The sequence below is a fragment of the Acidaminococcus sp. AM33-14BH genome, assembly GCF_003603525.1.
Classification (GTDB): domain Bacteria; phylum Bacillota; class Negativicutes; order Acidaminococcales; family Acidaminococcaceae; genus Acidaminococcus; species Acidaminococcus intestini.
The window spans coordinates 171,217-186,091 of the sequence record NZ_QTNG01000003.1 but is presented as its reverse complement, the minus strand read 5'-3'; the positions used below and the strand labels follow the sequence as shown (position 1 = coordinate 186,091).

The window sequence follows — 14,875 nt, the reverse complement described above, 5'->3', positions numbered from 1 at the left end:
TGACGCGGAAATCTAACTAGATGGAAATGAGGATATTATGAGTAGAAGAGAAGCACGTACACTTGCAATGAAGAGCTTGTTTTCCCTTGATTTCACGACGGATGTATCTCCCCTTGATACCGTGAAAGCCCTGCTTGAAGATGAGGATACGCCAGCACTTCCCAAAGATGATGAAAACTATGCGGCAGCCTTGGTTACGGGGACTCGCGAGCATCTTGAGGCCATTGACAGTGTCCTTGATACCCTTTCAGATGAATGGAAAGTCAAGCGCATGGCCGGAGTTGACCGAAATTTGCTCCGCATGGCTGCTTTTGAAATGTATTTCAGTCCTCAAAAGATTGCTCCTGCCATTGCCATCAGTGAGGCGGTGGAGATTGCCAAAATCTATGGCGGAGATGACTCTCCCCATTTCATCAATGGCCTCTTGGGGACACTAGTGAGAAATCATGGAAAAGACTGACCTTGTCCTTGGCATTGATACGAGCTGCTATACGACAAGTGCAGCCCTTATGGATGGAACGGGTGCGCTGCTTTTTGATGAGCGGCGCCTTCTTCGTGTAAAAGAGGGCCGCCGTGGGCTGTCCCAATCAGAAATGGTTTTTCAGCATATGCGGGCCCTGCCAGATCTTTTGGAACGCATCGATCTCACACAGGGACGGCTTTCTGCCATTGTCGCTTCCGAGCGGCCAAGACCACTCAAGGAATCCTATATGCCTGCCTTTTTGGTGGGCTGGGGCATGGCACGCAGTTTAAGTCACTTCATGGACGTGCCTCTTATTGCGGCTACTCATCAACATAACCATATGTTTGCTGGTCTCTGGGGACTTCGCCGCCGGCCGCCGGCGCGCTGTCTTTTGGTTCATGTTTCCGGAGGAACGACGGACCTTCTCCTTGCTGAAAGGAGCGCAAACGGTGAGATCATCCTTACGCCTTGCGGGACCAGCATCGATCTTCATGCCGGACAAATGATTGATCGCGTGGGAGTCGCTTTGGGCCTTCCTTTCCCATGTGGTCCCCAACTGGAAAAATTGGCACAGGAAGCAGTCCGTCCTTATCCTCTCAAAGTCTGGTTCGAAGAAGGATGCATGAGCCTTTCGGGTCCTGCCACAGCTGCCCTGCGAGCGATTGAAAAAGGGGAAAAGGGTAGCGAAATTGCCTTGGGTACGCTTCATGCCATTGCCAAAGGTCTTTATCATACAATCAGTCATCTTTGTGCAGTGCACAAACTTACGGAAGTGCTTTTTGTTGGCGGCGTCAGCGCCAATCTCTATATTCGAAAAGAACTGAGGACTCATCTGTCGGGAAAGGGCATTGCTCTTCTTACGGCTGACCCTATCTGCAGCACTGATGGTGCAATCGGCAATGCATGGCTTGGAGTCCTCAAGGAAAGAGGGAACGCCCATGATCTTCGGTAAGGTGTTTACTGTTTCTGAAGTTAATCTCTCCTTAAAGGAACTGATACATAAGAATCCTACCTTCGCCAATCTCCAGATCCAAGGCGAAGTTTCCAATTTCAGGCGGTATGCGTCGGGTCACTGCTATTTTAATCTCAAGGATAGTAAAGGGCTCATCAAGTGCGTTATGTTCAAAGGGGCCGCTCAACGCCTTAAGAAGCTTCCCCGCGATGGGGACCAGGTTGTGGGTATCGGCCGTATTGATGTCTATGAGCGGGATGGGGTCTATCAATTTTATGTTGATATGCTTATGCCTGTAGGGACAGGAGACCTTATGGCGGCTTATGAAGCCCTGAAGCAGAAGCTGTCTGCAGAAGGCCTTTTCGACGAAACCAGGAAGCAACCCATCCCGGTTTCACCACGCATCGTCGGCGTTGTGACAAGTGCCGATGGTGCGGCCATCCGCGATATCATCAAAGTTGCCGGTCGGCGTGATTCTTCGGTTAAGATCCGACTCTATCCTGTCAAGGTCCAGGGCAAGGAAGCACCGCCCGAAATTGCAGCAGGCATCCATTTCATGAATCGGCACAATCTTTGTGACGTCCTGATTGTCGGCCGCGGCGGTGGGTCCATGGAAGACCTCTGGGCCTTTAATGATGAAAAGGTGGTCCGGGCCATTGCGGCTTCAAGGATTCCCATCATTTCTGCCGTTGGTCATGAAATCGATTTTACTCTCTCTGATTTTGCGGCCGATAAAAGGGCTGCAACGCCGTCCCAGGCGGCTGAATTTGCCGTGCCTGACCGCAGTAAGGACATTGCGTCCTACGAAAAATTGAACCTGCGTCTCAAAAAGGCAGTTGCGGACCGCTTGGCGATGGAACGCCAGTGCCTTGACGGCGTTTTGCAGCGACCAGTCTTTCGCTATCCCGAGCGGCTTACAGAAGGACAGTCCCAGCGGCTTGATCAGTTGGGGCAGTCCCTTTCCACAAGTTTCAGCCGCCGCTTGGAACGGGAGACCATGCGCCTTATGAAACTGCGGGACCACTGGTTCTTCCGTCATCCCGAGGTTTTTGTTGCAAGACATCAAGACCATTTGACCCGTCTTACGAAGGATCTTGACCTTTACTTCCGTTATACCCTGTCTGAAACGCAGCAGCGCCTCAAGGAAGTGAGCGTTAAGTTCCAGCTCCTTGATCCACAAAAAGTTTTAGAACGAGGCTATACTATGACGGAAGGGCCAGGGGGCAAGATCCTGTCCTCTATGGGAACCCTTAAGGAAGGGGACACCATTAAGACCTATTTCAAGGATGGGGTCCTGAGGAGTATTGTGAGTAAAAAGGAGGAATCCTGATATGGCTGCCAAAAAGGCAACGTTTGAAGACAATATGAAACGGCTGGAGGAGATTGTAGAAGCGCTCGAAAGCGGCAATCTTCCCCTTGAAGATACGGTGAAGCTCTACAAGGAAGGCATGACCCTTTCTGCTCAATGCGGGGCAGCACTCAAGAAAGTCGAACAGGAAGTGCAGAAAGTGACGGAAACGACTTCAGGAGACGTAAAACTGGAACTCTTCCCAGAGGAGGATGCATGATGGATCTTTCAACCTATCTAAAGGAACGGTCCGAACTTGTTGATGGGTTCCTTAAAACCCGGATTGGCGTGGGCGCCATCAGCCGCGTCGATGAAGCCATGGCTTACAGTGCCCTTGCCGGCGGAAAGCGGCTCCGTCCGATTCTTCTCATGGCGGCTGCCGATGCTGTCGGTGGAAAAGGCACTGATTTTCTGCCCCTTGCGTCCGCCCTTGAAATGATTCACACCTATTCCCTGATTCATGACGACCTCCCGGAAATGGACAATGATGATTACCGGCGGGGGCGCCTTACAAACCACAAGGTTTTTGGTCAGGCCATGGCTGTTCTTGCTGGTGATGGTCTTTTGACCCAGGCTTTTGAGGTTATGACAGAGCAAAAGGGTGTCGATCCGGCCCTTATGGTGGAAATCATCCACCTCATCGCACGCTGTGCTGGTCCGGAAGGCATGGTCGGCGGGCAGGCTCTTGATATTAATGCTGAGGAAAAGCACCTCGAGCCTGCTGAGATGAAACAGCTCCATGAAGCCAAAACGGGAGCGCTCTTTATTGCGGCTATCCGCAGCGGGGCCCTTTTGGGCGGCGGCAGCAAGGATGAAGTCAATGCCCTTACGAAATTTGCCACCTTTTTCGGACTTGCCTTCCAAATTACGGATGATATCCTCGACGTGGAAGGGGACAGCAAAATCATGGGGAAAATGGCTGGAATGGATGAAAAGATGCACAAATCCACTTACGTCAGTCTTTTTACCTTGGAAGGAGCCAAAGCCATGGCCCTTGATACCCTAAAGAAAGCAGAACTTACCCTGGAACCTTTTGGCGAAAGGGCGGAACCGCTCCTTGCGATTGCACGGCATCTGTACAATCGCAAGAAATAGATCCTTATAGAACTTTCGTGCCTGCGAAAGGAGGCGTTTCATGTCACTCATTTCAGAAATCCATTCGCCGGAAGATTTAAAAAAAATCGATCCTTCCATGCTTCCTCAGCTATGTGCTGAAATCCGCAGCCTCATTATTGACGTTGTTTCAAAAAACGGTGGACATCTGGCGCCTAACCTGGGTGTTGTTGAACTGACCATTGCCCTGCACCGTGTCTTTTCTGTTCCCCGTGACAAAATTGTCTGGGATGTAGGCCATCAGTCCTATATACACAAGATCCTGACGGGGCGTCTCCGGGATTTCCCTTCCCTGCGCACCTATGGCGGCCTCTGTGGTTTTCCAAAACGCAGCGAAAATCCTTGTGATGCGTTTGGAACGGGGCATGCCAGCACCTCCATTTCAGCAGCCCTTGGCATGGCCTGTGCCCGTGATCTATCTGGTGATGATTACAATGTCATTGCTGTCATCGGGGATGGGGCCCTAACGGGCGGGGAAGCCATGGAAGGGCTTAATCATGCGGGGGACCTCAAGAAAAAACTCATTGTCATATTAAATGACAATGAAATGTCCATTTCCCGCAACGTGGGAGCCTTGTCCTCCTACTTGACGGAACTGCGCACAGACCCGGCCTACTCCCGAGTCAAGGCCGATGTAGAAGGCGTGCTTAAAGCCATTCCTTCCATTGGCACCCACGTAGCCAAGACCGTTGGTCGACTCAAGGATTCCCTGAAGTACTTCTTTGTGCCAGGGATGTTTTTTGAGGACCTGGGTTTTAAATATTTGGGACCTGTGGACGGACATGATATCCCTTCTCTTGTAGAGACTTTGCAAAAAGCCAAGAATCTGACTGAACCAGTGCTCATCCATGTCCTTACAAAAAAGGGAAAGGGCTATGCCCCTGCCGAAAAAAGCCCAAATAAATTCCATGGTACAGGACCTTTTGTTGTGGCAACAGGGGAAAAAATCACGAAAAAAGACTCCCCGCCAACTTATACCAGTGTTTTTAGCAAGACGCTCATCCAGCTGGCCGATAAAAACCGCAACCTTGTCGCAATCACGGCGGCCATGCCGGAAGGGACGGGACTTGACGCTTTTCAAAGAGTTCATCCTGACCGCTACTTTGATGTAGGCATCGCTGAACAGCATGCTGTTACGATGGGGGCAGGCCTTGCGGCAAATGGATACCATCCCGTGGTTGCCATATATTCGACTTTTGCGCAGCGTGCTTTTGATCAGCTTCTTCATGATGTTGCCATCCAGGAGCTTCCTTTTACGCTCTGTCTGGATCGCGCCGGTATTGTAGGGGATGATGGGGCCACGCACCATGGGAATTTTGACTGCTCCTATCTCAGGCTCATGCCTCATTTTGTTATCATGGCACCGAAAGATGAAAATGAGCTCCGCCATATGCTCTATACCGCGACTGAGTATAAAGGTCCCTGTGCTATTCGTTATCCCCGCGGCAGCGGTGTCGGCGTGCCCGTGACTGAATCCCTTCATACGCTCCCCATTGGCCGGAGTGAACGCCTTCAGGAAGGGTCCCAGATCGATCTCTGGGCTGTGGGAACCATGGTCGAAGCTGCGAAGCTGACAGCCAAACGCCTGCGTGCCAAGGGGCTTTCTGTGGGGGTCGTCAATGGACGCTTTATCAAACCGTTGGATCAAGAGGCGCTCCTGGAAGCCTCCAGAAAGGTCAAGCTTATTGTGACGCTCGAAGAAAATGCGCTCTGCGGCGGTTATGGTGAAGGCATCATTTCCTATCTGAATCAAGAAAATCGCTTAGGGGATTGCCGCGTCCTTACTCTCGGGATTCCTGACGAATTTGTTTCCCATGGGAAACGAGAGTTTCTTCTGCGGGATGTCCGGCTAGATGAGGACAACCTTGTGGAACGAATCTTAACCGCCTATCAAGAAATCGAAAGGGAGGCTCTTGAACAATGAAAAAAGAACGGCTCGATCTTTTCCTTGTGGAACAGGGCTTATTTGAATCAAGAAGTAAAGCCCAAGCGGTTATTATGGCTGGGGAAGTCCTTGTCGATGATCAAAAAATCGACAAACCGGGAACCATGGTCAAGCCGGATGCCAAAATTACCCTTTTAGGAAAGAAGTTGCCTTTTGTCAGCCGTGGGGGATATAAGCTCAACAAGGCTCTTGAAGTCTTTCCTATTTCCTTGGAAGGAAAAACCATGGCCGATCTGGGAGCCTCAACAGGGGGCTTTACGGACTGTGCATTGCAGCACGGGGCCAAAAAGGTCTTTGCTATCGATGTCGGTTATGGACAGCTGGCCTGGAAACTTAGAAACGATTCGCGCGTTGTCAATATGGAGCGCACCAATGTCCGCTTCCTGGAAGCGGATTCCTTGGGAGAACAAGTCGATGCCGTCAGTATTGACGTGGCCTTCATCTCTTTAGATAAGGTGCTTCCGGCAGCCTATAAGATCATGAAAAACGACGCGTTTCTCATTGCCCTCATCAAACCTCAGTTTGAAGCTGGTCGAGAACATGTGGGGAAGAAAGGCGTTGTGAGGGATCAAAAAGTTCATTTGGAAGTGATTCAAAAGGTACTCGGTTTTGCCCGGGAAATCGGTTTTGTTCCCAAAGGCCTTTCCTATTCTCCCATCAAGGGACCGGAAGGCAATATTGAATATCTATTATATCTAGGAAAAGAGGGCAGCGATGCTGTCTCTGATTCAGATCCCCAAAAAGTGGTGACTGAATCCCATCTTTTTCTTCTATAAGAGGGGGGATTGACGTGAGAGAATGGATGGTTGGCATTTTCCCGAACCTCAATAAGGAAAACGTTCGAAATGCCCTGCCGGCTGTAGTCAAGGCGGCAGAACATGCCAAAATCAAGGTTGCTTTTCCTTTGGAAATTGCAGAGGAGTTCGGCGTGCCAGGGTACGACCAAGAAGATCCGGCAAGTCTCAGCCGCCTTGATTTTGCTATGACACTGGGCGGGGATGGAACCATTTTACGGGCCGCCCGTTATGTGACACCCCTGCAAGTGCCGCTCATTGGGGTCAATATGGGTAAGGTTGGATTCCTGACGGAAGCCTGTTTCCCTGATCTGGAAAAGGTGCTCAAAAAATTGGCTGATGGGGCGTACACCATCGAAAAACGCAGCATGCTCCAGCTTTCCATTTGGGAAGCTGGCAAGATTATCAAAAAAGGTCATGCCCTTAATGATATGGTCCTTGAAAGTGCCGATCGTTCCCGACTGACCCGGCTTCGTATGCGCATTGCCGGTCAGCCTTCAGCGAATTTTCCTTCTGATGGTATCATCATTGCTTCGGCGACAGGGTCGACGGCGTATTCCCTTTCTGCAGGAGGACCTGTCGTCCATCCCAGTCTATCCGTCATGCTCATTACCCCCATTTGTCCTCATGCCCTTCATGCGCGTCCGCTCGTCATTCCCATGAAGGATACGATTGAAATCGAACCTTATCCACCTTTTGAGGAAATCCTTGTATCTGCCGATGGAATGACGATTGCAAGCCTTGAAAAGACCCAGAAAGTGATTGTTGAGCGCTGCCCCTTTGATGCGAAGTTTGCCCGCTTAAGTCCTCTGCGCTATTACGAAACTTGGCAGGATCGGCTCCTTCGCAACGAAGGACAGACCATTGTATAGGAAGTGAAATCATGAAATTATCCAGACAGGAAGCAATCAAACAGATTATCAAGACCCAAGTCATCGAGACCCAGAGCGATCTAGCAGAAGCCTTGAAAAAAGCGGGATTCAATGTGACGCAGGCCACTGTGTCCAGGGATATCAAGGATATGGTCTTGATTAAGGTTCCCGATGAAGATGGACGGTATAAGTATAGTTTTCCTTCGGAACATAACCAAATCATTACGACAGACCGTTTGGAAGATATGCTTCGCAGTTATATCCTGACCGTTGTTTCTTCGGAAGTCATTATTGTGGTCCATACCCTTCCCGGTACGGCACAGGCAGTTGCCTATGCCATCGACCATCTCAATTGGAGCGAGGTCCTTGGTACCGTGGGCGGTGATGATACGGTCATGCTCATTATTGATTCGCGGGACCATGTGGAAACTGTCAAAACCCGCATCATGCAGAAAAAGAGCTAAGGAGGCTCAGCGATGCTGACATTCCTTGAAGTGCAGCAATTTGCCCTGATTGATAAGGTACGGATTGGGTTTGCCCCTGGATTCAACGTTTTTACGGGAGAAACCGGTGCCGGTAAATCCATCCTGATAGATGCATTAGGCATTGTCCTTGGAGGACGTGCGCCTTCGGATGCGGTTCGAACGGGCGCCGATGCCTATCAGATCCAAGCTGTTTTTGATGTGACAGGAAATCATTCCGTGGAAGCCCTCTTGTCTGAGTTGGGGCTCAGTGCAGAAGATGGTACCCTATTTTTACGCCGCCGCGTTTCCGCACAGGGAAAAAGCCAGGCCTTTGTCAATGATACGCAAGTTCCTGTAAAGACGCTCGCTCGTTTGGGGGCCCTTCTTGTGGACATTCATGGGCAGCACGAAAATCAGACCCTGCTTCGACCCGGTGCTGTCCTTGCTATCCTTCATCACTACGATCCAGAACTGGCACCAACCCTGAAGGCCTATCAAGAGGCCTTTGACGCCGCTCAAAAAGGGCGGGAAACCTTGTCTTATTGGGAAGGCAAGAATGAACATCGGGAAGAGGAGCTGGCACGCCTCGAAGACGAGCTCAAAGAGATTGATGCCGCACAGATTAAATTGGGCGAAGATGATGAGCTACGTGAAACTGTGCGTCGACTTTCCAACCAGGATAAAGTCAGGGGAGACCTTAGCCGTGCCCACGAACTCCTCTCCGGGGTTGAAGGGACTCAGGGCGTCCTTGACGCCTTGACAGATGCGAAGACCGCGCTTTCCAGTGCAGCGGTCTATGATCCTTCGGTGGAGGATCTTGCCCAAACACTTGATTCGTCCTGGGAGACGCTTGAAGATGTAAGACAGACCCTTTCGGACCGCCTTTCCGGGGATGAAGATTACCGGGAAACCTTAGAAGAGGCCCAGACCCGATTGGACCTGCTCTATCATTTGAAGAAAAAATATGGGGGATCTTTGGAAGAAATCCTGTCCTATGCAGATAGAGGAAGGAAAGACTATGAAAAGCTCCAATCACTGCAGGATGAGATTGACCGTCTCATAAAACTTCAAAAAAAATTGGATGGGGTTCTTCAGGAAAAAGCAGATGAACTGACAAAAAAGAGAACAACGGCGGCTGAACGGTTCTGTGCGGACATCCTGCCGCATCTCCATGATCTTGCGATGCCCCATGCCGCGCTGTCCATCTGCTTCACCAAATTGGATCACTGCGGAAAAAATGGCCAAGATGAAGCCACCTTCCTTTTTTCGGCCAATGCTGGCATGAAACCGGCTCCGCTGATTAAAATTGCGTCCGGTGGTGAGCTTTCACGGTTTGCTTTGGCCGCCAAAACAGTCCTGCTTCGCAAATTTGGTGTCCCAACCATGATCTTTGATGAGATTGATACGGGAGTTGGCGGTGTCACGGCCCAGAAGATGGCTGAAAAAATGGCTCTCATTGCCAAACAGCGGCAGGTCTTATGCATTACCCACTTGGCCCAGATTGCCTGCTTTGCCGATCAGCATCTGTATATTGCCAAAAACAGTGATCAAGGAATGACTGCCAGCGAAGTGACAATCCTTTCACGGGCGGGCCGTATTGAAGAAATCATGCGCATGACGAGTGGAACCCAACAGACAGAATCTGCACGGGAAAATGCCAAGGAATTGCTTGCTATGGCGGAAAAGGAAAAGCAGCATTTTGGAAATTGATGCATGCGATGATAGTGGATAGGAGCTGAATAGAATTGTCTATGGACGATGAAAAATTAAGGGAAAGTACCCTTGAAAGCGAATTCATATTTAATGGGAGATTACTGAAAGTCTATCGGGATCGGGTCCAACTCCCTAATGGACATGAATCCCAGCGGGAATTCATCCGCCACCAAGGTGCCGTAGGCATTCTTCCGATTTTGGATGATGGCAGCATGATCTTTGTTCGCCAGTTCCGTTATCCTGTCAAAAAGGTGCTTTATGAAATTCCGGCGGGAAAGATTGAAGGGGACGAAGCTCCTTTATCCTGCGCCAAACGGGAGCTTTCCGAGGAATCAGGGTATACGGCGAAGGACTTCAAGAAATTAACAAGCATCCTCACGACACCGGGTTTTACGGATGAACAGATTCATCTGTATGCGGCAACGGGTCTCACGTCGGGAAAACAGCATCCTGACGAGGATGAGTTCCTCAATGTTGTCATTCTGACCCCTGAAGAGGTCAAGGAAAGAGTATTTTCGGGGGAGATCTGCGACGCAAAGAGTCTTTGCAGTCTCTATCTCTATGATCTTATGAAGCGGGCATGAAACACCGTTTCTATCCAGTCAAGGGATGATTTTACATAAATATTTTGTTTATTTCTTAATCATTTTATAAATTTGTACACGTTTTAGGGACTTCTAAGTAAAATTTTTGCTATCCATTCAAACATTTGCACAATCTTTACTAGCCAAATTCAAAATTTGTGTTATAATACACTTAAATTGTAGTGATCGAATGTTGTTCACACAGTAATATACTCAATGGGGGGTCTCAAAATGGATGTACTAAAGGTTTCTACAAAATCCAATCCAAACTCTGTAGCAGGAGCATTAGCAGGTGTATTGAGAGAAAATGGCAAGGCGGAAATCCAAGCCATTGGTGCAGGTGCCCTGAACCAAGCCGTGAAGGCGATAGCGATTGCCCGTGGTTTTGTTGCACCGCATGGGATGGACCTCATCTGTGTTCCTGCCTTCATCGATATTACTATCGATGGGGAAGAACGCACGGCAATCAAACTGCTCATTGAGCCGCGCTGATGTAGAAGGGACGGTGGGGCCATGGAAACCGTCCTTTTAACCTTGAAAACGCCTTTTCCTAAGGGAAGAGGCGTTTTCTTTTGTTGTTTTAACAACAGAGATAAGATAACAGTCATGATAAACTGCTAGTAAAGTAGAAAAATAGTGATTGTAGGAGGTTTATTATGGACTCTCAAAAAATAAAATCCCTTCAGTCTTATTTGGTCCGTCTTCACCAAGGTGAAGACCTTGCTTCGGTTCGTCGGGAATTTGAAAAGGATTTTGCCTCGGTTTCAACTGAAGACATCATGGAAGCTGAACAAGCCTTGCTTCAAGCAGGGAAACTCAGTGAGAACATGGGACATCTTTGCGATCTGCATTCCTGCCTTCTTCATGGCAAGATGGAAACCATGGGGGAACAGTTTCCGGAAGGTCATCCCCTACAGCTCTTTTTGAAAGAAAATGAGGCCATTGAAAGTCATCTTGATCGGCTTTCAGCCGTGATGAATGGTCCATTTTTAGCAGCAGATGTTCTATCAGTCCTCGAAGGGCTGCTTCCGGTCAAAGCCCATTACGACAAAAAAGACGAAGTTCTTCTGCCCATCTTGAGTCGCAAAGGCATGCCGGGACCAAGCCGCGTCATGTGGAATGCGGATGGGGAGATTCGTAACAATCTCCAGGAGCTGATTAAGATGCTAAAAAAAGAGGATCCTCATGCCGAAAAAAGTGATGACGAAACACTGCATCAGGCACTTTCTGGACTCCTCAACAGGATGCGGGAGATGATTTTCAAGGAAACGGAAATCCTTGTTCCTATGGTACAGAAACTTGTTGATCAAAATGAGTGGCCTCTTATTGCAGGAGATTTTCCTCGATTTGGATGGGCTTATTTAACCGATGTGCCGACATGGAATTCTGAGTCCCTTACTAAAAGCACGCTGAATCAAGGTCTGAAAGATCGGTGTAGGACCATTTCCCTTCCCAGTGGGGAACTGACAGTAACCCAGCTTGAGGGTATCCTTAGGACCTTGCCTTTTGAACTGACTTTTGTTGATGCAGCCGATACGAATCGTTTTTTTTCGGAATCCACACCGCTTTTTCCTCGGCCCTTGACCGCCCTAGGGCATTCTGTCTATGACTGTCATCCGCCGAAAGTTGTCCCCATGGTGAAAGGGCTCATAGAGAAGCTGCGCAGCGGGGAAAAAGATTCGCTTGGATTTGAAACCGTCAAAAAAGGGAAAAAAGCCCGTGTCCGCTATCTTGCTGTACGGGACCGCGAAGGGGCCTATTTGGGAACACTTGAAGTCGTGGAAGAACTTTCCTGATGGCACAAAAAAGACGGGTGTCCTTATGGGCACCCGCCTTTATTACGTGCAGTTATTTGACAAAAAGGTCATCAACATCGACTTTCTTATCCATAAGCTTGGAGCTGACAAGAAAATCCTGCGTCTTTTTCAGGGACTCAATGGCTTCCGGCGTAATTTCCATGCTGAAATCATAGAGACCGTACATGGAGTCAACGGCTTTTTCATCAAGTCCGGTCGCTTTGACGGCAGCTGCCAAGGCTTCTTTTTGATGATCTTTCATGTAGGTCAAGGTCTCCTTTTGGACGGATAGGAAGAGATCCACCAACTCTTTGTGTTCTTTATAGAACTTCCCGCTCGTTGCCGTGACTGTAAGACCTGAAACAAGGCCGTCACCAGTTGTAACAACATGCATGCCTTTCTGTTCTTCCTGATAAGCCAGGGGGCCGGCCAGAAGGGCACAGTCGGCACTGCCGTTTTCAAGGGCCGCACGGGCTTGCGGAAGCCCCATGGAAACGAATTTTACGTCTTCTATGCTAAGGCCGCCCTGTTTGAGATAAGCTGCAAGGAGCTCATGGAGGATGGTCCCTTTGGGACCCGCGATGGTTTTCCCTTTCAGTGACTGAGGTGAGGTGATGGCAGCATCTTTGGAAAAGAGTTTGAAGGCTTTAGGGGCTTGGGAGTACAGGCTAATGATCTTGATATCAGCCCCATTGGCTGCAGAAAGAAGGACGGAAGAGCCTCCAACACAGTTGAGGAACTGGATATCGCCAGACGCAAGGGCAGCTGTTTGGTCAGCTCCGCTCGTAATCGTGGAATAGGTCACGGGGATGTCTTTTTCCTTGAATTTTTTTTCAAAGGATTGATTGGCCTTTTCAACGATAGATGGCACATTGAGGGGCGCCTGGACGTAGGTTATACTGACTTTTTCAGGTTTTTTCGGTGTGGCTTTTTTGGTATCCTTATTGGTAGAGCAAGCGGTCAGGGTAAGCCCGAGAGCCAGCATGCCTAAAAAAACTGCTATCTGTTTGATCTTTTTGTTCATTGGTCATTGACCTTCCTTTCTTGGAGCAGGAGCAGAAAAGTGCTCCCCAAATAATTATATTTCAAGGGCTTCAAGAATCTGCCTCTTGATTGCGATATAAGGTGCTGAAAGAAGGTCCCGCGAAGCGGCCTCTTGAAAAAGCACTTTTTCATAGATGAACCTGCCGCCTTGGAGAATAAGGATCCTGTCACCTAAGCGCAGGGCCTCATCCACATTATGGGTAACAAGGAGAACACCAAAGGGACGTTTTTTTCGCATGGCAAGAAGTTCTTTTTGAATGTGTCCCCGTGTGAAATAGTCCAAGGCGGCAAAGGGCTCATCCATGAGGATAAAATCATTGTCCTGGGCTAGTGTCCTTGCTAGGCTTGCTCGCTGCTGCATGCCGCCTGAAAGTTCATGAGGATAGCGGGAGGCCGCTTCCTGTAGGTGAACCAGTTTGATCAGCTGAGACAGTTTCTCTTCTGGTAGGTTCTTCTTTCCTAAGGCGATATTATCCCGGAGGGTCAAAAAGGGCATGAGCCTTGCTTCCTGAAACATCATGCCAAGACGAAGGGTGGGGGACTTCAAGATCTTTCCTTCGGCTTTTTCAAGGCCCATGATGAGACGCAGCAGGGTGGTTTTCCCGCAACCGCTCTTTCCTAGGATCACTGAGACTTCCTTAAGCGGAAAGGAGTAGGTTAGATTGTCAAGAATGGTGTTTGGACCATAGCATTTTCTGATATGGTCCAAGGTAAGGGAGTCCATCAAGAGTTTCTCCTTTCATAAGGGAAAAGAACGTAGGAAAAGAGACTGAAAAGGCCGTCCAAGAAAAAACCTATAAGTCCAATCGCCAGAATCCCTACAATCACTTTATCGCTTCGACTCATGGTTTGGGCATCCAGGATGAAATAGCCGAGGCCGCGATCGGCCGCAATCATTTCTGCTCCGATGATGGATCTCAGGCTGTAGCCCATACCAATCCGCATCCCTGTGACAATGGTCGGAAGGGCAAGGGGCAGACGAATCTTCCATAAGGTCTCTCTTTGTGAAAATCCAAGGGTCTTTCCTACTTCCAAAAGCTTAGGGTCCGCTCTTAGCAGGCCATCTTCCATATTCAGATAAATCGGGAAAAAGGTTGCTAAGATGATGATCAGAAATTTGGGTGTTTCGCCGATGCCAAACCAGAGAACCAAGAGAGGAATGAGGCTAAGCGGCGGAATATGCTGAATGAAGACGAGGAGACCATGGTTCATTTTACGGAAAAATGGAAGGAGAAGGCTGAGGGTCACAAGGAAGGCAGCAAGGAGGAAGGCACAGGAAAATCCTATGAACACGCGCATCAGGCTGAGTGCAGCGTGTTCCACGAGCTGTCCGTTCTGAATCATGATGAGGAAGGTCTCCCATACCCGTTCAGGCGGGGGCAGGATATAGGCCGTCCAAAGTTTGGCCGAAGTGACGAATTTCCATAAAAGCCCTAAGACAATAAAGGGAATCAGGGGCGGCACATAATTATGCTTCATGGTTAGGGAGCTTTGCGTAGGCAATCTTTGCGGTCACACCGGACAGTTTCCCGATGAGTCCGCTCATCCTGCTGATTTCGTCTTGGGGAGCATCGACGACGACACTGATGATGTTGATATTACGGGCGTGATAGGGAATGCCCATACGTCCGACAATCCAGCGGCTTGATTGATGAAGGATCTGATTGACTTTTTCCACGGCATCGGGATCATCGATGAGGATGCCAATGAGGGCTACACGGGTTTCCATATAAGATTGTTCCTTTCTGAACTTTGTCTAAAAGAGAAAAAGCCGCATCCATCCGATG

At 49.2% G+C, this 14,875-nt stretch carries 17 protein-coding genes; 13 read left to right on the top strand and 4 right to left on the bottom strand.

Features of this window, described 5'->3' with window-relative positions; translation table 11 throughout:
* Positions 1-37: 37 nt before the first annotated feature.
* The 13 genes from nusB to DW817_RS03465 all read left to right on the top strand — a co-directional run bounded on the left by nusB (position 38) and on the right by DW817_RS03465 (position 12,044).
* A complete protein-coding gene (nusB, locus tag DW817_RS03525; protein ID WP_009015280.1) occupies positions 38-460 on the top strand; it encodes a transcription antitermination factor NusB in 423 nt (140 codons plus the stop codon).
* Positions 447-1,415: an O-sialoglycoprotein endopeptidase gene (locus DW817_RS03520; protein ID WP_009015279.1), complete on the top strand. Its 969-nt coding sequence runs from the start codon at positions 447-449 to the stop codon at positions 1,413-1,415. The genes nusB and DW817_RS03520 overlap by 14 nt, the downstream gene beginning before the upstream one ends.
* Complete coding sequence (gene xseA / locus DW817_RS03515; protein ID WP_120111095.1) at positions 1,402-2,745, top strand: exodeoxyribonuclease VII large subunit; 1,344 nt, start codon at positions 1,402-1,404, stop codon at positions 2,743-2,745. The genes DW817_RS03520 and xseA overlap by 14 nt, the downstream gene beginning before the upstream one ends.
* 1 nt (position 2,746) lies before the next feature.
* A complete protein-coding gene (gene xseB / locus DW817_RS03510) occupies positions 2,747-2,983 on the top strand; it encodes an exodeoxyribonuclease VII small subunit (RefSeq protein ID WP_009015277.1) in 237 nt (78 codons plus the stop codon).
* A complete protein-coding gene (locus DW817_RS03505) occupies positions 2,980-3,858 on the top strand; it encodes a polyprenyl synthetase family protein (protein WP_120111092.1) in 879 nt (292 codons plus the stop codon). Before xseB ends, DW817_RS03505 begins: the two co-directional genes overlap by 4 nt.
* 40 nt (positions 3,859-3,898) lie before the next feature.
* Positions 3,899-5,800: a 1-deoxy-D-xylulose-5-phosphate synthase gene (gene dxs / locus DW817_RS03500; protein WP_120111088.1), complete on the top strand. Its 1,902-nt coding sequence runs from the start codon at positions 3,899-3,901 to the stop codon at positions 5,798-5,800.
* Positions 5,797-6,597: a TlyA family RNA methyltransferase gene (locus tag DW817_RS03495; RefSeq protein ID WP_009015274.1), complete on the top strand. Its 801-nt coding sequence runs from the start codon at positions 5,797-5,799 to the stop codon at positions 6,595-6,597. Before dxs ends, DW817_RS03495 begins: the two co-directional genes overlap by 4 nt.
* A 14-nt stretch (positions 6,598-6,611) precedes the next feature.
* Entirely contained in the window at positions 6,612-7,487 is an 876-nt protein-coding gene (locus DW817_RS03490) for an NAD(+)/NADH kinase (protein ID WP_009015273.1), read from the top strand.
* A gap of 11 nt (positions 7,488-7,498) precedes the next feature.
* Positions 7,499-7,951: an arginine repressor gene (gene argR / locus DW817_RS03485; RefSeq protein WP_009015272.1), complete on the top strand. Its 453-nt coding sequence runs from the start codon at positions 7,499-7,501 to the stop codon at positions 7,949-7,951.
* Between the two features lie 12 nt (positions 7,952-7,963).
* Positions 7,964-9,661: a DNA repair protein RecN gene (gene recN / locus DW817_RS03480; protein WP_009015271.1), complete on the top strand. Its 1,698-nt coding sequence runs from the start codon at positions 7,964-7,966 to the stop codon at positions 9,659-9,661.
* 41 nt (positions 9,662-9,702) lie between these two features.
* On the top strand, positions 9,703-10,248 hold the full coding sequence (locus DW817_RS03475) for an NUDIX domain-containing protein (RefSeq protein WP_207802100.1): 546 nt from the start codon (positions 9,703-9,705) through the stop codon (positions 10,246-10,248).
* 231 nt (positions 10,249-10,479) lie between these two features.
* Positions 10,480-10,740: a stage V sporulation protein S gene (locus DW817_RS03470; RefSeq protein ID WP_016459530.1), complete on the top strand. Its 261-nt coding sequence runs from the start codon at positions 10,480-10,482 to the stop codon at positions 10,738-10,740.
* 164 nt (positions 10,741-10,904) lie between these two features.
* Positions 10,905-12,044, top strand: a complete 1,140-nt coding sequence (locus DW817_RS03465) for a DUF438 domain-containing protein (protein ID WP_120111080.1) — start codon at positions 10,905-10,907, stop codon at positions 12,042-12,044.
* Positions 12,045-12,096: 52 nt separating this feature from the next.
* On the opposite strand, the gene DW817_RS03460 is transcribed toward DW817_RS03465, so the two are convergent.
* The 4 genes from DW817_RS03460 to DW817_RS03445 are packed head-to-tail and all read right to left on the bottom strand — an operon-like array spanning position 12,097 to position 14,817.
* Complete coding sequence (locus DW817_RS03460; RefSeq protein WP_014128451.1) at positions 12,097-13,068, bottom strand: ABC transporter substrate-binding protein; 972 nt, start codon at positions 13,066-13,068, stop codon at positions 12,097-12,099.
* Positions 13,069-13,122: 54 nt separating this feature from the next.
* A complete protein-coding gene (locus DW817_RS03455) occupies positions 13,123-13,812 on the bottom strand; it encodes an ABC transporter ATP-binding protein (RefSeq protein WP_009015266.1) in 690 nt (229 codons plus the stop codon).
* Positions 13,812-14,567: an ABC transporter permease gene (locus DW817_RS03450; protein ID WP_009015265.1), complete on the bottom strand. Its 756-nt coding sequence runs from the start codon at positions 14,565-14,567 to the stop codon at positions 13,812-13,814. The genes DW817_RS03455 and DW817_RS03450 overlap by 1 nt, the downstream gene beginning before the upstream one ends.
* Positions 14,557-14,817: a TM1266 family iron-only hydrogenase system putative regulator gene (locus DW817_RS03445; RefSeq protein ID WP_009015264.1), complete on the bottom strand. Its 261-nt coding sequence runs from the start codon at positions 14,815-14,817 to the stop codon at positions 14,557-14,559. The genes DW817_RS03450 and DW817_RS03445 overlap by 11 nt, the downstream gene beginning before the upstream one ends.
* Between the last annotated feature and the right edge of the window lie 58 nt (positions 14,818-14,875).